Here is a 16,303-nt window from a genome sequence, read left to right as displayed (position 1 = left end):
CTGTGAGCGACTAGAGTTTGGGCTATGTCTGTCTCAACAAGCCCCAAGTCGTCGAAAGGTTCACGGCGTAAAACTGGCCCGGCTGCCAGTTCGCGTCGCGGCGCCTCCGCAGTCGCACTACGCACCACAACCGCGTCACGTGCTGCCGAAACGTCGCATGAACGCACTGGCAGCGCTTTCCGAGCTGTAGGCTCGGGGCTGGGAACGATCTTTGGGGCAACCGCTCGGGGGATGGGCGGCACTGCCCGTATGTTGACAAAGCGGAACCATGGGGAGGACGCAGACGTGGCAGATAATAAGCATGAAGGCGAAGAGCAGCCAGGTGGCCGCAGCTTCAATGTGGGCGAGCATGCCGACGGCATTGGCCTCTCCCTCATCGGTCTGGCAGTGGTCCTCGGTGCCACAGTATGGTTCAACGTCGCGGGTCCAATCGGCGCATGGATTGCGGAAATTGCACATCTCGCCGTTGGCGCCGGTGCCCTCGTGCTTCCCGTTGCTCTAGTTGCCCTCGCAGTGGCACTGATGCTGGGGCATTCGCCGCGAGCAGGCAATAACACTGGAGTGGTGTTAGGCACAGTCCTCATTGTCCTCAGTATGTTGGGGCTAGTGCACATCTTTGCTGGTAACCCGGCTGACTGGGGTGCACGGAAAGCGGCCGGAGGCGCGCTGGGATACATCGTTGGCGGACCCTTGGCGGCAGGATTTAGTGCTTACCTAGCTATCCCGATCCTCGTCTTGGTCATCATCTACGGTGCCCTGCGCGCTACTGGGGTGGCAGTGCGTGAGTTCGTAGACTACTTGGTTGAGGCTCTCGGGTTCCATGACGCCAGCGCGGCATCGGATGCTGAGGATGAAGATGACCGATACGGTAGCGCTGATGATGAGATCGAACAGCTTGCCCGCGCCCCGCGGGTGCGCTCCGGCCGCAGCTCACGTCCGATCGACAATTACCCAGTAGAGGAAGACGCTGACGAGGATCCTCAGCCTTCACTATTTAGTCGTATGGGTAAGCAGAAGCCTGTGGCTGCGCCCGTCGATCTCTATGAAGAAGAGGAAGCGCCTCCAGCGCCGCGTCGCAACGCAGCAACCGCACGGAAGGTTCCTGCGCCGCAGCCTGACACGGACGAATTCCCCGCAGTAACCACCGAGCCGACCACCGTCCTGCCACGTTCCGAGGCTGTCGAGGAAGCGCCAGATGCGGTGGCCGCGAGCCGGGAAGCAATCCGTGACGCGATTATCGCCCGTTCCGGAATTGATCCGGCCAAGGTCAAAGCCACGACCCCGAAGAGTGAACTATCCAAAGACACCCCGCCACCAGTACCGCGTCAGGTGGATAGCAATTATGTACTCCCGAGCGCTGACCTATTGATTCCGGGCGAACCACCAAAAACCCGCTCGGCTGCCAACGACCGCATGATCGAGGCAATCACCGACGTCTTCCGCGAATTCAATGTGGACGCCGTGGTAACCGGATTCTCCCGTGGTCCGACAGTAACGAGGTACGAGGTTGAACTCGGCCCAGGCGTTAAGGTCTCTAAGATCACCAATCTGCAGTCGAATCTCGCCTATGCTGCCGCGACCGACAACGTGCGCCTATTGGCTCCGATCCCTGGCAAGTCGGCAGTCGGAATTGAAGTGCCCAACGCGGACCGTGAGATGGTGCGGCTTGCCGACGTCCTTAACGCACCAGCGACGGTGGGTAACCATGATCCGATGCTCATCGGACTGGGCAAGGACATTGAAGGCGACTTCATCTCCCACTCCATCCAGAAGATGCCACACCTGCTCGTCGCAGGCTCAACTGGTTCCGGTAAATCCGCGTTCGTGAACTCTTTGTTGGTATCACTGCTGACGCGTGCGACTCCGGAAGAAGTACGGCTCATTCTGGTTGACCCGAAGATGGTGGAACTAACACCTTATGAGGGGATCCCGCATCTGATCACCCCGATCATCACCCAGCCGAAGAAGGCTGCAGCAGCACTGAACTGGCTGGTGGAGGAGATGGAGCAGCGCTACATGGATATGAAGTCCACGCGTGTGCGACACATTAAGGACTACAACCGGAAGGTCGAGTCTGGCGAGATCACGGCGCCACCAGGATCTGAGCGAGAATACCGCCCGTACCCTTACATCGTGTGTGTCGTCGACGAGCTCGCGGACCTCATGATGACTGCTCCGAAGGAAATCGAGGAGTCTATCGTCCGCATTACTCAGAAGGCTCGCGCGGCCGGTATCCACTTGGTGCTCGCTACGCAGCGTCCTTCCGTCGATGTAGTCACCGGTCTTATCAAGACCAACGTCCCATCACGGCTGGCCTTTGCTACCTCCTCCCTTACCGACTCACGCGTCATCCTGGACCAGGGCGGCGCCGAGAAGCTCATCGGTATGGGCGACGGGCTGTTCATCCCGCAGGGAGCTGGTAAGCCAATCCGTATGCAGGGCGCCTATGTGACGGACGAAGAAGTCCAGGCAGTGGTGGATGCTGCCAAGGATCAGGCAGAGCCAAACTACGCCGAGGGTGTTACTGAAGAAAAGGCCTCGGAGTCTGCGCGGGAGATCGACGACGACATCGGAGGTGATTTGGAGGACTTGCTGGCTGCCGTCGAGATCGTGGTGACCTCCCAGCACGGCTCTACTTCTATGCTGCAGCGCAAGCTTCGAATCGGTTTCGCTAAGGCCGGACGCCTCATGGACCTGATGGAAACCCGCGGCGTGGTGGGCCCTTCCGAGGGGTCCAAGGCCCGGGAGGTGCTGGTAAAGCCGGACGAGCTGGACACCATCCTGTGGATGCTGAAGGGGGCAGACCCTGCCGAAGCGCCAAAGGAAGATGGTTGGGAGGACGATGTGGATATCGATCCCGAGCTTAACGACGTCGATAGCCCAGCCGACACTTCCGCCACCCGCGTTGTCCAAGCAAATCCGGGAACTGGCATGTTCTAGTGTTCTCCCTACCCGATAACCCCGATAGCTTTCCCAAGAAGCTACCGGGGTTATCGGCGTCCATAGGGGACCTTTCGTGCTCACTAAGTTGCGGACAACCCAGCGTGGTTTGTGACACATCAGCTGCCATCGGCTAAAGTGGTGTTTCGTCTTGGAGGGGAGTACCCCAATTCCCGGCATTGATCGTCAGCACGGCTGCCCCAGAAACGGGCTCCCGGTCATGCCACCCAGCAGCATTCAGCAGTGTGGGCGGGGGAGACCTCCGGTCAGTTTCGTCAACCGATCAGACCGGAGGTCTTTATAGTGGAAGTAAACGCGATGACATGGGGCATCACAGGAATTGTGGTGCTAGGCCTGTTCGTTTTCGACTTTCTCACCCACGTGCGGCAGCCGCACGAGCCGTCGATGAAGGAATCCGCCTATTGGATGCTGTTCTACATGGCGCTGTCCTGCGGCTTTGGTGTATTCCTTTGGTTTACCTGGGGTGAGCCGGGGAACCCCCACCAGCACGGCATGGAGTTCTTCACCGGCTATGTCACCGAGCTAGCGCTCAGCGTGGACAACCTGTTCATGTTCGCGTTGATCATGGGCTCGTTCAAGGTTCCGCGCAAGTATCAGCAAAAGGTGTTGCTGATCGGCATTGTGCTGGCGTTGGTGTTCCGCCTGGTCTTTATCCTGCTGGGCGCTGCCGTGATCAACGCGTGGTCCGATGTTTTCTACCTATTCGGACTTTTCATCTTGTACACGGCAATCAAGCTGATCATCGATGAAGTCTCGGACCAGCCGGAGACCGATCCTTCGGATATGTGGATCATCAAGACGCTGCGAAAGGTCATTCACGTCACCCCGACCTATGAAGGTGACAAGCTGTGGATCCGTCACATGGGTAAGCGCGCGCTGACACCGCTCTTTGTCTGCCTCGTGGCCATCGGCATGATTGATGTGATGTTCGCGCTAGATTCAATCCCCGCAATTTACGGCATTACCCAAGAGCCGTATATCGTTTTCACGGCCAACGCCTTTGCATTGCTCGGATTGCGTCAGATGTACTTCCTGCTCGATGGCCTCATTGACCGCCTGGTCTACCTGCCATACGGCTTGGCCATCATTCTGGGCTTCATCGGTGTCAAGCTGATCTTGCATGCTTTGCACGAGAACAACTTGCCGTTTATTAACGGTGGTGAAAACCTGCATGTTGTGGAGATCCCGACTCTCGTCTCGCTCTTCGTGATCGTCGGTGTGTTGGCGCTGACCACCATCGCCTCCGTGATCAAGACGAAGCGCGATGAAGCACAAGGTGCGATCCCGCCGAAGTGGAATACCGCGAAGGACATTCAGGACGACACTGTCTAGACCCCAACCCCAAAGCCCGCCCGCCCCTTTAGCAACTGAGTTTGCTTTCGGATGCGGGCGACTTTGCTGTAAGAAGTCGGTGACTAGCTAAAGATGTTCAGCACTGGGTTCCAGGGGCGAATGCTCCGGGAATCCAGCAGCCCTGCGGTGGTGAAGGGGTCCTTGTCCATTAGCTCTGTGGCATCACTGACGGTTGCGCCTTCGGCGAGCTTGATGATGATCAAAGCGCCGCCGTCTGAATCCAGGAATGGGCCAGAGCCTACGAGCTTGCCTTCCTGCAAGAGGGTGCCGAGGAATTCGCGGTGCACCGGGCGGGTGCTTGCTATGGCTTCGGAATCTGCGGGGTACTGGTAGTTAACTGCGAAGTAAGTCATGGCTCCCAAGTTTAGGCTTAAACCCGCCATGCTCAACAGTAGTTCTGTAACGCTGAGCGGGTAGGGTGGTGCCTTGTGAACGGTGATCAGAAGACTTCCAACTGGAATCTGCCAAATGTCCTCACGAGCCTGCGCATTATCGCAGTTCCGCTCTTCGTTTGGCTGGTGCTCAAGGCCGACCATAGCGATACCACTTGGATGTGGTGGTCGTTTCTGTGCTTCGTCGCGCTGATGATCACGGACAAGCTAGACGGCGACATTGCCCGTAAGCACAACCTCATCACGGACTTCGGGAAAATCGCGGACCCCATAGCTGACAAGGCGCTGATGATCTCCGCCTTTGTTTCGCTCAACATCGTTGGTGTCTTGCCCGTGTGGGTGACTGTGGTGATAGTGATCCGCGAGCTTGGCATCACCCTCTGGCGGATGTTCCAGCTTCGACAGGGCAAGGTGGTGCCAGCGTCGAAGGGCGGCAAGATTAAGACGACGCTGCAGAGCTTGGCAGTAGCGCTCTACCTAATGCCACTGCCAGGTTGGGCATGGCTGCTCGCGCAGCTGGTTATGGGTGCTGCTGTGATCGTCACAGTGGTCACCGGTATTCAATACATCCTCGATTCTCGAAAGGAAAACCGTGTCTAAGGCAGCCCTGGTTCGTGCGCTCAAAGAGCGTTCTCTTACCGTCGCTACCTGCGAATCCCTCACAGCTGGCTTGCTTGCCAGCAGCATTGCCGATGTTCCAGGCGCTAGCGATGTACTCGTGGGTGGACTCATCACTTATTCCAACGATTTAAAAACGGCGCTAGCCGGGGTGCCCGCATCGCTTATCGACGACCATGGCGCCGTCTCCGCAGAGTGTGCCGCGGCGATGGCTGCTGGGACCCGGGATCGCTTGGGCTCCGATTGGGCATTGGCCCTGACTGGGGTGGCGGGACCCGCTAGCCAAGAAGGACACCCTGCAGGCGTCGTATGGCTGGGGGTTGCCGGACCGGAATTCGAGGAGAGCATCCAGGTGTTGCCGGCGGAGCATATCCGTTGGGCGCTGCGTCCCGGCGCCAGTAAGCCAGAGCCCGTACTCGACGGAGACAGAAATGAAATCCGCCTGCGAGCGGCGGAATTTGCGGTCGAGTATCTAGTTCAGCAATTGGGAGGGAACTAAACAACACCCGCGGGCGTTGTATTAAACGATGGTTACCTACACTGCAGTTCTAGAAAAGCCCGTTGCCGAGCCGTTGCTGCGCGAAGCCTTGGGCGCGGCTCTCCGCGCCTTCCGAGCCGACCGGGGTATCACTCTCCGCGAGCTGGCCGAAATGTCCAGCGTGTCCCCGGGGTATCTTTCCGAGTTGGAGCGCGGGCGCAAAGAAGTGTCCTCTGAGTTGCTCGCGGCCGTTTGCCATGCACTGGGAGCGAGCGTGTCTGACATCTTGATCGAGGCTGCCGGATCTATGGCTATTAGGTCCGCGGAGCCGGATTTCGCCACGATATAGTTTCAGCACCTTATCCCGCGCCGTCCTGACAGACAGCGGGTACACTTGTGGCATTGAAAATAATTGGGCTTAAGTGCCTGATCACAACTTTGGAAGGTTTACTCTCATGGCAAATCCATTCGTCAAGGCATGGAAATACTTGATGGCGCTGTTCGACTCCAAGATTGAGGAGAACGCTGACCCTAAGGTTCAGATCCAGCAGGCGATTGAGGATGCGCAGCGTCAGCACCAAGACCTGTCTCAGCAAGCCGCCGCAGTGATCGGCAACCAGCGTCAGCTGGAGATGCAGCTCAACCGTCGCTTGGCGGACATTGAAAAGCTCCAGGGCAACACCCGTCAGGCCCTCCAGCTCGCCGATAAGGCTCGAGAAGCCGGCGACACAGCTAAAGCAACCGAGTACGAAAATGCCGCCGAAGCTTTTGCTGCGCAGCTGGTTACCGCGGAGCAGTCTGTGGAAGATACCAAGCAGCTGCACGATCAGGCCTTGCAGCAGGCTGCAGCAGCCAAGCAGGCTGTGGAGCGCAATGCAATGCAGCTGCAGCAGAAGGTTGCCGAGCGCACCAAGCTGCTGTCCCAGTTGGAACAGGCCAAGATGCAGGAGAAGGTCTCGGATTCCATCAAGTCCATGAACTCGTTGACTGCCTCCGGTAACACCCCGAATCTGGATCAGGTGCGAGAGAAGATTGAGCGTCGCTACGCAAATGCCCTTGGCCAGGCTGAGCTGGCACAGAACTCCGTCGAGGGTCGCATGGCTGAAGTTGAGCAGGCAGGCGTCCAGATGGCTGGACACTCCCGCCTTGAGCAGATTCGCGCCCAAATGTCCGGTGAACTGACCTCCGGTCAGCCACAGCAGTCCATTACGGGTGGCAACTCCGCCGCTGACGACGCTGTTGCTCAGAAGATGCGCGAGCTTCGCGGCGAGTAATCCGCACCACACAGCAAGTAATCCCGGTTCTGTGGAACCGGGATTTTTGCGTTAGTCCCCGGCGCCACGAGCAATAAGGGCATCGCCGATGTCGCGGGCACGCTTGATCGAGCGAATCAGCACCGGAGTGCCGAGGGCCCGCAATGAGAAGTCTGCGCCCCGCGCTTTGCGGGCATCGAGTACCGCCAAAACCGTGGCGAGCTGGAGCGGGATCAGCCTGATGGTGAGGCTCACGGCAAGCACAATGCTGTCCACTGGGACTCCGAAGCGGCGCAACGGCTCCAGCGCTGCAGCGATGGCATCCATCATCGCACTGATTTTAGTAGTCAGTGTGAGCAGGGTAGCTGCTGCAATTGCTGCGTAAATGACCAGGACGATTACTGCGGCCGCAGCGAATCCAAGCTGCCACCACTGAAACCCAAAAAGCATCAGCAAGATCGGCGCCGCTGGCCACAGCTGTTGCCAAGCAACTCGAACTGGAATCTTTGCGAGGACGTAACCAAGCAAAGGCAAAAGCAAAGCGGCTAGCGCCCAGGAGAGACTCTTGATGAAGATAGACGTACAGAGGATGAACGCCATGAGAGCACCGAACTTGCAGCCGGGTCGGGCGCGGTGAATGAGCGAGTCGCCGGGCACGTATACGCCGAGGGGCACGGTGGGCATTAGTGGGCCTTAGTCATTAGGTCGACATAGTGGCTGATCGCCAGTTCGGGTGTGCCGTCAGCTACCACCGCGCCGCCGTCGAGGCACAGCACCCGATCAAAGCCGCGGAGGAATTCCAGGTCATGCGTAACCACAATCAGTTGCTGCGGCAGCTTTGCCAATACCGCGCCAATCTTATTTCGATTGCGCAGATCCAACAGGGTAGTCGGTTCGTCGGCGATGATCACTTCGGGTTCCATCACGAGCACGGCTGCCAAGGCTAGGAGCTGCTTTTGTCCACCTGAGAGCGTGTGTGGCGAGGCATTTCGGTGACTGGAGAGTCCGAAACGCTCGAGGATGTCATCGACGCGGGCTTGGCGCTCCGGCTTGGATAGCTTTAGTCGCCGGAGGGAGAAATCGATGTCCTCCGCGACCGTTGGCATGATGATTTGGTTCTCTGCGTCCGAGAAGACGAAGCCAACCTTGCGCCGAATCGCGCGGGCATTGGTTGAAACTTCCATGTCGTCGACAAGCACGCGGCCATTGCTCGGTTCCCCCAGCCCGTTGATTAACCGGATGAGAGTGGACTTGCCACCTCCGTTGGCGCCGATGATGCCGATACGGCGTTCGGGAAGCTCTAGGTTGATGTTTTGGAGAACGTGACGCTCATCAAAGTTGACGCTGACCTGATCGAAGTGGATGTGTGACATCTACTTGCGGCGGATGAGATCTGGGAAGGCTGCGTGGACACCGGAAGCTACCGCCACCATTACTGCCACCTTGATTGCGTCGGGGAGGATGAAGGGGAGCTGCGCAGTGAGTGCGGCACTCACCGTCATGTGCGCCACGATCATCAGGCCAACGACACCACAGGCGTACTGGACGAGCAATGCCACAAAACCTGCGATGCTGAGTATCACGGTGCGGGCGGCTTTGGAGGCTGCTGGGCGGTAGGCAATCAGACCGGCAACGAAGGGGCTAATGACGTAGCCGACGATGTAGCCTACGGTCGGACCAGCAAGGGCGGGAAGTAGGGAACGGCCGCCGGCAAGGACAGGCAATCCGATGAGGCCAAGAAGGAGGAACAGTAGCGCCGTCGCAACGCCGCGTTTAGGGCCGAGCACTAGGCCGGTGAGGATGATGATCGCGTTTTGAAGCACGATCGGCACGCCCGCTGCACCGGGGATGGAAACGAATGCGAAGACGATGATCAAGGCGGCGAATACCGCGATGTAGGCAAGGTCGCGCATGCTGGAATTTGATGATGAAGCACCGCTCACGGGGCTCCTCCTTCGGGAGTTGGGCCAATGGAAATAGGGCTGTCGCGATCTTTAGTGCGTTAAACGCCGTTCAGTGATCGGATACAGTTAGTTACTGTAGCAACAGGGTGGGTTAGCTATCGATATTGCTCAGCGATTTTTGCGCGTACAGTGCCTAGATCTTTTCCGCCTGCGCTATCGTTTGACGCATGCGATTAGCCCAGTTTCACCAACTCGTGGCGGATGAGTTTGGACCTGTCCTTGGCAGGCAGCATGTGTCATCTCATGTGCTGGCCGAATACGGCGCAACTCCTGCACAACTTCTCGAACAAGGCGTTGATATGCGAAGGATTTGGTGGGCCCTCTGTCGAGACTTCGAAGTTCCACAAAGTCGCTGGCTGGGCGAGGATTACTGAGTGGGTGACGGCACGCCACATGTTGAACTGCAATCGAACACCCGTTTGTGTACTATGGGAACGTGTCCGCCGGGATGGTTATGCTCAGACCTGTTCAATGCTTAGCCGCTGACAAGATGGTTTCCGAAAAGCCAATGCAACCTTTTGGCGGGGTAAAGCAGTCTAATTATATAGACGGATAAATATTTTCTAGCTCATTAGAAGGAATTTCAACATGGCAACCAAGAAGTCTAAAGTAAGCCCTAGTGCCGGCGGCGATAAGCAAAAGGCCCTCGATGCCGCGATGGCAATGATCGAGAAGGACTTTGGCAAAGGCGCTGTTATGCGGCTCGGCGACGACTCCCGCCCGCCTATCCAGGTGATTTCTTCTGGAAATACCTCGATCGATATTGCGCTGGGCATTGGTGGCTTTCCCCGAGGCCGTGTGGTGGAAATCTATGGCCCAGAATCCTCCGGTAAGACCACTGTGGCTTTGCACGCAGTGGCGCAGGCGCAGCGCGCGGGCGGAATTGCCGCCTTCATTGACGCTGAGCATGCGCTCGATCCCGACTATGCCCGAAAGTTGGGCGTCGATACGGACCAGCTACTCGTCTCCCAGCCGGACACCGGTGAGCAGGCGCTGGAGATTGCGGACATGCTGGTGCGCTCCGGTGCCATCGACATCATCGTTATTGACTCTGTTGCCGCATTGACTCCAAAGGCGGAAATTGAAGGTGAGATGGGTGATTCTCACGTCGGTCTTCAGGCACGTTTGATGTCGCAGGCGCTGCGCAAAATGACTGGTGCGCTCTATAATTCCGGCACCACCGCCATCTTTATCAACCAGCTGCGTGAGAAGATCGGCGTGATGTTTGGGTCTCCCGAGACCACCACCGGCGGTAAGGCGCTAAAGTTTTACGCCTCCGTGCGTTGCGACGTCCGTCGTATCCAAACCCTCAAAGACGGGCAGGACGCAATCGGTAACCGGACCCGCCTCAAAGTGGTGAAGAACAAGGTGTCACCACCATTCAAGATTGCCGAGTTTGACATCATGTACGGCGAGGGCATTTCCCGGGAATCCTCCATCATTGACCTCGCAGTGGAAAACGGCGTGATTAAGAAGTCCGGTTCTTGGTTCACCTACGAAGGGGAACAACTCGGGCAGGGCAAGGAAAAAGTGCGCATCAACCTCAAGGAAAATCCCGATCTTGCCGACGAACTGGAGGATAAGATCTACCAGAAGATCGGCTTCGGCAAATACGCTGATAAACAAGATCAGCTCTCAGATGAGCCTATCGATGTAATCCCGAACGTTGACTTCGATGACCTTGACATCGAAGACGATGTTGCAGCGGAGAAATAGCCGCCTTTCGCACAGTGAACCAGCATGACAGCAACGCGAAGAAGATCGCGGCTCTGCGCGAGAGCATGGCAGACCTTGGTGCAGAGCCCTTATTCGACGCAGAATACGAAAAGAACAAGGCGCGGGTGCGCAATCGTGCCTTGCTCTTGCTAGATCAGCGGGCCAGGTCGATCCATGAACTTAGGCAGCGCCTGCTTGCCGCGGAGTTTGAACCAGCCTTGGTCTCCGACGTTGTGGCAGACCTCGTGCGCTGCGACCTGCTCAACGATGAAGTCTTTGCTGCAGAATGGGTGCGTCAACGGCATCATGCACGCGGGAAATCCCGGCGCGCTCTCGAGCTAGAACTCATCGCCAAAGGGATTGCGCCGGAACTTCGCGAACAGGCACTGGAAGGCATCGACCACGAAGACGAATCCCGCATGGCGCGCGACCTAGCGCTGAAGAAAGTTCGCACCATCCGGACAGCGCCGAATGACCGCAAAGAATACGACAAGCTGCTCCGTAGGGTAGTAGGACAGCTGGCCAGGCGTGGCTATGGCGAATCTATGAGCTTCAGCATCGCTAAGCAGGTGCTCGACGAGCGCGTTCAAGAACTACGCTAAAAATTGAAGATGCCCCACCGCAATTCCTGCGGTGGGGCATCGGCACTTAAAAGGACTATTCGGTGATCGGCCGGAGGTCCTTGTGCGCTGGGTCGTGCCAGTCCACATTCACGTTGTCCTTGGTTTCCAGACCCTGCGATGGGTGCTCCGGAACCTTGGCCAGAATGTTCTTACGGGCACGACCAGCGCGGAGCTGGCGTTCGATGCGCTCTGCCAGCGTGGTGAGCGCATAGTTGATGATGATCATCACGATGGCCGTGATTGCCAGCGCGGCAAGGAAGTTGCGGTAGTAAGACGCAGACTGCATGCCACTGCGGACCACTTCGATGTAGCCGAGCTGGTACCCAAGGGCAGAGTCCTTCAGCGCGATGACCATCTGGGAGATAATTGCCGGCAGCATTGCTGCAACCGACTGTGGCAACAGGATGGACCACATGGTTTGGCGATGGGACATGCCCAGGGCACGGGCGGCCTCCACCTGCCCCTTCGGCAGCGACTTGATGCCGGAACGCAGAATCTCTGCAATCACGGAACCGTTGTACATGGTCAAGCCGAAGACAACTGCCGCGAACGCCAGCTGGGAGGATGGGAAGACGGCGTACTTGGCAAAGAGCTGGTAAGCAAAAATCATCAACAAGAGCACTGGGATGGCGCGGAAGAACTCTACGACTATTCCGCAGAAGCCCCGCACGATGGCGCTCTCCGAAAGTCGACCAAGTCCGAGTGCCACGCCCATAGCCAAGGCGAGGATGATGGAAACCACGGCGGCCTTTAGTGTGCCAAACAGGCCTGGCAGCAGATACGTCGTCCAAGTAGTGGACTTCAGGAACGGGGTCCACTTATCAGCGGCCAACTGGCCGTTGACGTGCAAAATGTTGATCACCCAAGCTGCGACGGCCAAGGCCGCCAGCAAAGTAGCGATGGTGATGATGATGTTGAATCGACGACCTTTGGGGCCGGGGGCATCATAAAGGACTGTTGCGCGTACAGAAGACATTTACTTCTTCACCGCCAATCGGTTAGAGAGCGAGCCGACGGCAAGACCCATCGGGAGGGTGAGAATGATGAATCCCAGCGCAAAGATTCCAAATACCAAGAACAGCTGGTTTGCGTGGTTCTCAATCGTGGACTTCATCAGCAGCGAGGCTTCCGCAACACCGATGACTGAGGCGATGGTCGTATTCTTCGTTAGCGCGATCAGTGTGTTGCCCAGGGGCACGATAGCTGCGCGCAGTGCCTGGGGAAAGATCACGGAACTGAAGATCTGCGGAAAGGTCAATCCCAGGGAACGAGCTGCCTCTGCTTGACCGAAGTGGACTGTGTTGATGCCCGAACGCAGGGACTCAGCCACAAATGTCGAGGTGTACAACACAAATCCCAATACAGCGAGCCAGAAGTTGTTGTTCTTAATGAAGTTGTCGTTCTCCGGCGCCAAAGTCAGGCCTAGGTTCTGGTACAAGCCCACGGAGCAGAACAGGATGATCAGTGTCAGTGGGGTGTTGCGAACGATATTGATGTAGGCGGTGGAGATAGAGCGTAAGAAGGCGACAGGCGAGACGCGCATCGCGGTCAAGATCGTGCCAAGCAGCATTGAGCCGATGGCAGAAAAGAAGGTCAGTTTGATAGTGACCCAAAACGCCAAGATGAGTTTGGGCTCCAGATCGGTCCATAAGGTGTCCATGTGTTCCCCTTAACTACTTGGCGTCCAGGAACGACAGGTCGCCTGGCTTACCCTGCTCGACAACCTGAGCGTCATCGCCCAAGTTTTCCTTCAGAAAACGGTCAAAGGAGCCGTCGCTGTACATCTTCTCCAAGGCCTTGTTGATGGCTTCGGTGGAGGCTTTGTCTCCCTTAGCGTGACCAATGCCGTAACGCTCGTTGGTAAACGGTTTACCGTCGGCCTTATTCATTTCGACGACCTTAAACTCGCCGTCGTATTGCGCGGCGAAGCCGTAGAGGATGGTGGCATCCGTGGTCAGGGCGTCTACCTTCTTCTGGTGGAGAGCTTCCACACAAGAAGAGTAGGAGTCATATTCCTGCAACTGGACACCCGGCAACTCGGCCTTGATCTTTTGCGCTGGGGTAGAGCCGGTCACGGAGCAGAGCTTGCGGCCGTTGGCAAGGTCAGTGAGTTGGTTGAGGGAATCATCCTCTTCACGGACAAGTAAGGCCTGATGTGTGGTGAGGTAAGGTCCGCCAAAATCGACGGCTTTAGCGCGGTTAGCGTTGATTGAGTACGTCGCGGTAATCATGTCTACCTCGCCGTTCTTGATCAGCGTCTCGCGCTGTGCCGATGGCGTCTCGCGCCACGTGATGTGTGGCTGCTGCCAACCATTTTCCGCTGCGATCGAGTTGACCACGTAGGTGGCCACATCGACGTCGAGGCCGGACATGGATTTGTCGGGGTGCCGCAGACCGAGGCCCGGCTGATCATATTTGGTACCCAGGATCACTTCGCCGGACTGAATGCTGTCTAAGACGCTGCGTGGCTCTGAGCTGCCACAGGCAGCCAATGCGAACAGCGATGCTGCGGCGCTTATGGCTGCCGCGCAAGATCGAAATAGTTTCATAGCGGGCCCCTAGTGTCCGAGGATCTTGCCGAGGAAGTCCTGGGCGCGATCAGACTGTGGGTTGTTGAAGAAGGACTCTGGGTCACTGTCTTCCACGATGGCACCATCGGCCATAAAGAGAATCCGATGTGCGGCCTTGCGCGCGAAGCCCATTTCGTGAGTTACACAGACCATGGTCATGCCTTCCTTGGCCAGGTCGGTCATGACTTCGAGAACCTCGTTGACCATTTCCGGGTCGAGGGCCGAGGTTGGCTCGTCGAAAAGCATGATGTGTGGGTGCATGGCCAGGGCGCGGGCGATGGCAACGCGCTGTTGCTGGCCACCGGAAAGCTGCGCCGGGTATTTCTCAGCCTGTGCCGCAATCCCAACTCGTTCCAGGAGTTTGAGGGCCTGCTTGTCCGCTTCCACCTTGCTCATCTTGCGAACCTTGCGAGGCGCAAGGGAGACGTTTTCCTTGATGGTGAGGTGTGGAAAGAGGTTGAAGGACTGGAAACACATGCCGACGTCGGCACGCAGCTTGGCGAGGTCTTTGCCTTCTTCAGGCAGCAGCGTGCCGTCGATGTGAATCGTGCCTTCATCAATGGTCTCGAGCCGGTTGATAGTGCGGCACAGCGTGGACTTGCCGGAACCGGAGGGGCCGAGGACGACGACAACCTGGCCTTTGGGTATTTCCAGGTTGATGTCTTTCAAAGCGTGGAAGTCGTCGAAGTACTTATTGACGCCCTTCATGGAGATCATTGGGTGTTGTAGGTCACTAGTCATGGCACAACTATAGAGTAGTGTTCGTCACATTCAAAGTGGAAAGTAACCCCGCTCGGGAGCTGGCCATACCCGATTTAGGATCCCACCCGCGCCGCACTAGACTGAGCTACCGTGTTGGAGCAACAAAATACTAAAACGTACGAGGTCCGGACCTTCGGGTGCCAAATGAATGTGCACGATTCCGAACGGCTGTCCGGCCTGCTCGAGGAAGCAGGATATGCTCCGGTCCCCGACGGCAATGAACCAGATCTAGTGGTGTTTAATACCTGTGCGGTACGAGAGAACGCTGATAAGCGGCTTTATGGCACCCTCGGCACGCTTAAAGGCGTCAAGGACAACCACCCGGGGATGCAGATCGCCGTAGGCGGTTGTCTCGCGCAGAAGGACAAAGAAACCGTGGTGAGCAAAGCGCCGTGGGTGGACGTTGTCTTTGGCACGCACAACATCGGGTCCCTGCCCGTGCTGTTGGAGCGAGCCGCTCACAATGACAAAGCGCAGGTAGAAATCGTCGACTCTCTCGAGCAATTTCCCTCCGTATTACCTGCGAAGCGCGAGTCCGCCTACGCAGGCTGGGTCAGCGTCTCCGTCGGCTGCAACAACACCTGCACCTTCTGCATCGTGCCTTCCCTGCGCGGTAAGGAAGTAGATCGCAGGCCGGGGGAAATCCTCGCCGAGGTGCAAGCGCTAGTGGACCAGGGGGTGTCCGAAGTGACGCTGCTCGGGCAAAACGTCAACGCCTACGGTGTCAATTTTGCTGACCCCGAATTGGAGCGAGATCGCTCTGCCTTTTCTAAGCTGCTACGCGCCTGCGGGGACATCGAGGGCCTGGAGCGCGTGCGCTTCACCAGCCCGCACCCAGCGGAATTCACCTCGGATGTCATTGACGCAATGGCAGAGACACCTAACGTCTGTCCGCAGCTGCACATGCCGCTGCAGTCCGGTTCGGACAAAGTACTCAAGGAAATGAAGCGCTCCTATCGTTCCGCAAAATTCTTGAGAATCCTTGATGAGGTGCGCGCGAAAATTCCGCATGCCGCGATCACCACAGACATCATCGTCGGCTTCCCAGGGGAAACCGAGGAAGACTTCCAGGCCACCCTCGATGTCGTCGAAAAGGCGCGTTTCACCAGTGCCTATACCTTCCAGTACAGCCCGCGTCCGGGTACCCCAGCGGCGGAGTATGAACGTCAGGTTCCGAAGGAAGTGGTGCAGGAACGCTATGAACGCCTCCTTGAACTCCAAGAACGGATCTGCCGGGAAGAAAACGAAAACCTGGTGGGGACGGAAGTAGAACTCCTGGTACAGGCGGACGGTGGCCGTAAGAATGATCAGACGAATCGCCTCACTGGCCGGGCCCGAGATGGCCGCCTAGTGCACTTCGCGCCCCAGGGCAATGTTGAGAGCGAGATTCGACCGGGCGATGTGGTGACCGTACAACTGACCGGCGCGGCCCCGTACTTCCTGATCGCCGATGATGGGGTTCTCACACACCGGCGTACTAAAGCAGGGGATATGTCGGCGGCGGGCCGGGTCCCGACTACTGCCCCCATCGGCGTAACCTTAGGGCTGCCGAAGATTGGCGTGGGTATCGAGCCAACCCCGGCCACCCAAGGATGCTGCTCCAGCCACTAAGT

18 protein-coding genes are annotated in these 16,303 nt (G+C 57.6%); 10 read left to right on the top strand and 8 right to left on the bottom strand.

Annotation, left to right across the window (positions count from 1 at the left end; genetic code table 11):
- Positions 1–24: 24 nt before the first annotated feature.
- The gene (locus tag WG936_RS01425; protein ID WP_339571911.1) at positions 25–2,940 is read left to right on the top strand and encodes an FtsK/SpoIIIE family DNA translocase; all 2,916 of its coding nucleotides are present in this window, start codon (positions 25–27) and stop codon (positions 2,938–2,940) included.
- 303 nt (positions 2,941–3,243) lie between these two features.
- Positions 3,244–4,293 (top strand): TerC family protein, encoded by a 1,050-nt coding sequence (locus WG936_RS01420; RefSeq protein WP_339563376.1) that lies wholly within the window; start codon positions 3,244–3,246, stop codon positions 4,291–4,293.
- Between the two features lie 83 nt (positions 4,294–4,376).
- Here the strand turns inward: WG936_RS01420 and WG936_RS01415 are convergent, their stop codons facing one another.
- On the bottom strand, positions 4,377–4,667 hold the full coding sequence (locus WG936_RS01415) for a YciI family protein (protein ID WP_339563377.1): 291 nt from the start codon (positions 4,665–4,667) through the stop codon (positions 4,377–4,379).
- A 75-nt stretch (positions 4,668–4,742) separates the two neighbouring features.
- On the opposite strand from WG936_RS01415, the gene pgsA reads away from it, so the two are divergent.
- The 4 genes from pgsA to WG936_RS01395 all read left to right on the top strand — a co-directional run bounded on the left by pgsA (position 4,743) and on the right by WG936_RS01395 (position 7,076).
- Complete coding sequence (gene pgsA, locus WG936_RS01410; protein ID WP_339571910.1) at positions 4,743–5,306, top strand: CDP-diacylglycerol--glycerol-3-phosphate 3-phosphatidyltransferase; 564 nt, start codon at positions 4,743–4,745, stop codon at positions 5,304–5,306.
- On the top strand, positions 5,299–5,823 hold the full coding sequence (locus WG936_RS01405; RefSeq protein WP_339571909.1) for a CinA family protein: 525 nt from the start codon (positions 5,299–5,301) through the stop codon (positions 5,821–5,823). The genes pgsA and WG936_RS01405 overlap by 8 nt, the downstream gene beginning before the upstream one ends.
- A gap of 28 nt (positions 5,824–5,851) precedes the next feature.
- Entirely contained in the window at positions 5,852–6,151 is a 300-nt protein-coding gene (locus WG936_RS01400; RefSeq protein ID WP_339563380.1) for a helix-turn-helix domain-containing protein, read from the top strand.
- Between the two features lie 106 nt (positions 6,152–6,257).
- On the top strand, positions 6,258–7,076 hold the full coding sequence (locus WG936_RS01395) for a PspA/IM30 family protein (protein WP_339563381.1): 819 nt from the start codon (positions 6,258–6,260) through the stop codon (positions 7,074–7,076).
- A 51-nt stretch (positions 7,077–7,127) separates the two neighbouring features.
- On the opposite strand, the gene WG936_RS01390 is transcribed toward WG936_RS01395, so the two are convergent.
- Genes WG936_RS01390 through WG936_RS01380 form a run of 3 tightly spaced genes read right to left on the bottom strand, consistent with a single transcriptional unit; the run spans position 7,128 to position 8,968 of the window.
- Positions 7,128–7,739, bottom strand: coding sequence for an energy-coupling factor transporter transmembrane component T family protein (locus WG936_RS01390; RefSeq protein ID WP_339571908.1), 612 nt, complete (start codon positions 7,737–7,739; stop codon positions 7,128–7,130).
- Positions 7,739–8,428: an energy-coupling factor ABC transporter ATP-binding protein gene (locus WG936_RS01385; protein ID WP_339571907.1), complete on the bottom strand. Its 690-nt coding sequence runs from the start codon at positions 8,426–8,428 to the stop codon at positions 7,739–7,741. The genes WG936_RS01390 and WG936_RS01385 overlap by 1 nt, the downstream gene beginning before the upstream one ends.
- On the bottom strand, positions 8,429–8,968 hold the full coding sequence (locus WG936_RS01380) for a biotin transporter BioY (RefSeq protein ID WP_339563384.1): 540 nt from the start codon (positions 8,966–8,968) through the stop codon (positions 8,429–8,431). It abuts the gene before it with no gap.
- Positions 8,969–9,186: 218 nt separating this feature from the next.
- Between WG936_RS01380 and WG936_RS01375 the strand changes: the two genes are divergently transcribed.
- From WG936_RS01375 to WG936_RS01365, 3 genes are all read left to right on the top strand, one after another.
- The gene (locus WG936_RS01375; protein WP_339563385.1) at positions 9,187–9,393 is read left to right on the top strand and encodes a DUF3046 domain-containing protein; all 207 of its coding nucleotides are present in this window, start codon (positions 9,187–9,189) and stop codon (positions 9,391–9,393) included.
- A gap of 214 nt (positions 9,394–9,607) precedes the next feature.
- Entirely contained in the window at positions 9,608–10,735 is a 1,128-nt protein-coding gene (gene recA, locus WG936_RS01370) for a recombinase RecA (protein WP_339563386.1), read from the top strand.
- 65 nt (positions 10,736–10,800) lie between these two features.
- A complete protein-coding gene (locus WG936_RS01365; RefSeq protein ID WP_339572026.1) occupies positions 10,801–11,337 on the top strand; it encodes a regulatory protein RecX in 537 nt (178 codons plus the stop codon).
- A gap of 55 nt (positions 11,338–11,392) precedes the next feature.
- On the opposite strand, the gene WG936_RS01360 is transcribed toward WG936_RS01365, so the two are convergent.
- Genes WG936_RS01360 through gluA form a run of 4 tightly spaced genes read right to left on the bottom strand, consistent with a single transcriptional unit; the run spans position 11,393 to position 14,645 of the window.
- On the bottom strand, positions 11,393–12,334 hold the full coding sequence (locus tag WG936_RS01360) for an amino acid ABC transporter permease (RefSeq protein ID WP_339563387.1): 942 nt from the start codon (positions 12,332–12,334) through the stop codon (positions 11,393–11,395).
- Positions 12,335–13,018 carry an amino acid ABC transporter permease gene (locus WG936_RS01355; RefSeq protein WP_339563388.1) on the bottom strand — a complete coding sequence of 228 codons (684 nt, stop codon included), beginning with the start codon at positions 13,016–13,018 and terminating at the stop codon, positions 12,335–12,337.
- Positions 13,019–13,031: 13 nt separating this feature from the next.
- Entirely contained in the window at positions 13,032–13,907 is an 876-nt protein-coding gene (locus tag WG936_RS01350) for a glutamate ABC transporter substrate-binding protein (protein WP_339571906.1), read from the bottom strand.
- 9 nt (positions 13,908–13,916) lie between these two features.
- A complete protein-coding gene (gene gluA, locus WG936_RS01345) occupies positions 13,917–14,645 on the bottom strand; it encodes a glutamate ABC transporter ATP-binding protein GluA (protein ID WP_339563655.1) in 729 nt (242 codons plus the stop codon).
- Between the two features lie 135 nt (positions 14,646–14,780).
- Between gluA and miaB the strand changes: the two genes are divergently transcribed.
- Positions 14,781–16,301 (top strand): tRNA (N6-isopentenyl adenosine(37)-C2)-methylthiotransferase MiaB, encoded by a 1,521-nt coding sequence (gene miaB, locus WG936_RS01340; protein ID WP_339571905.1) that lies wholly within the window; start codon positions 14,781–14,783, stop codon positions 16,299–16,301.
- The last annotated feature ends 2 nt before the right edge of the window (positions 16,302–16,303 follow it).

Origin of the sequence: Corynebacterium sp. H127 (assembly GCF_037482665.1) — a bacterium.
Taxonomy (GTDB): Bacteria; Actinomycetota; Actinomycetes; order Mycobacteriales; family Mycobacteriaceae; genus Corynebacterium.
The sequence above is the reverse complement of the archived record's forward strand: the minus strand, read 5'-3'. Positions and strand labels throughout refer to the sequence as shown.

Bases quoted from the DNA above. Each gene is read 5' to 3' on its own strand.
- WG936_RS01415 (WP_339563377.1), bottom strand. From the start codon at position 4,667: ATGACTTACTTCGCAGTTAACTACCAGTACCCCGCAGATTCCGAAGCC.
- WG936_RS01380 (WP_339563384.1), bottom strand. From the start codon at position 8,968: ATGCGCGACCTTGCCTACATCGCGGTATTCGCCGCCTTGATCATCGTC.
- WG936_RS01360 (WP_339563387.1), bottom strand. From the start codon at position 12,334: ATGTCTTCTGTACGCGCAACAGTCCTTTATGATGCCCCCGGCCCCAAA.
- WG936_RS01355 (WP_339563388.1), bottom strand. From the start codon at position 13,018: ATGGACACCTTATGGACCGATCTGGAGCCCAAACTCATCTTGGCGTTT.
- WG936_RS01390 (WP_339571908.1), bottom strand. From the start codon at position 7,739: ATGCCCACCGTGCCCCTCGGCGTATACGTGCCCGGCGACTCGCTCATT.
- gluA (WP_339563655.1), bottom strand. From the start codon at position 14,645: ATGATCTCCATGAAGGGCGTCAATAAGTACTTCGACGACTTCCACGCT.
- WG936_RS01365 (WP_339572026.1), top strand. From the start codon at position 10,801: ATGGCAGACCTTGGTGCAGAGCCCTTATTCGACGCAGAATACGAAAAG.
- WG936_RS01400 (WP_339563380.1), top strand. From the start codon at position 5,852: ATGGTTACCTACACTGCAGTTCTAGAAAAGCCCGTTGCCGAGCCGTTG.
- WG936_RS01395 (WP_339563381.1), top strand. From the start codon at position 6,258: ATGGCAAATCCATTCGTCAAGGCATGGAAATACTTGATGGCGCTGTTC.
- WG936_RS01375 (WP_339563385.1), top strand. From the start codon at position 9,187: ATGCGATTAGCCCAGTTTCACCAACTCGTGGCGGATGAGTTTGGACCT.
- WG936_RS01385 (WP_339571907.1), bottom strand. From the start codon at position 8,428: ATGTCACACATCCACTTCGATCAGGTCAGCGTCAACTTTGATGAGCGT.
- WG936_RS01350 (WP_339571906.1), bottom strand. From the start codon at position 13,907: ATGAAACTATTTCGATCTTGCGCGGCAGCCATAAGCGCCGCAGCATCG.
- recA (WP_339563386.1), top strand. From the start codon at position 9,608: ATGGCAACCAAGAAGTCTAAAGTAAGCCCTAGTGCCGGCGGCGATAAG.
- WG936_RS01425 (WP_339571911.1), top strand. From the start codon at position 25: ATGTCTGTCTCAACAAGCCCCAAGTCGTCGAAAGGTTCACGGCGTAAA.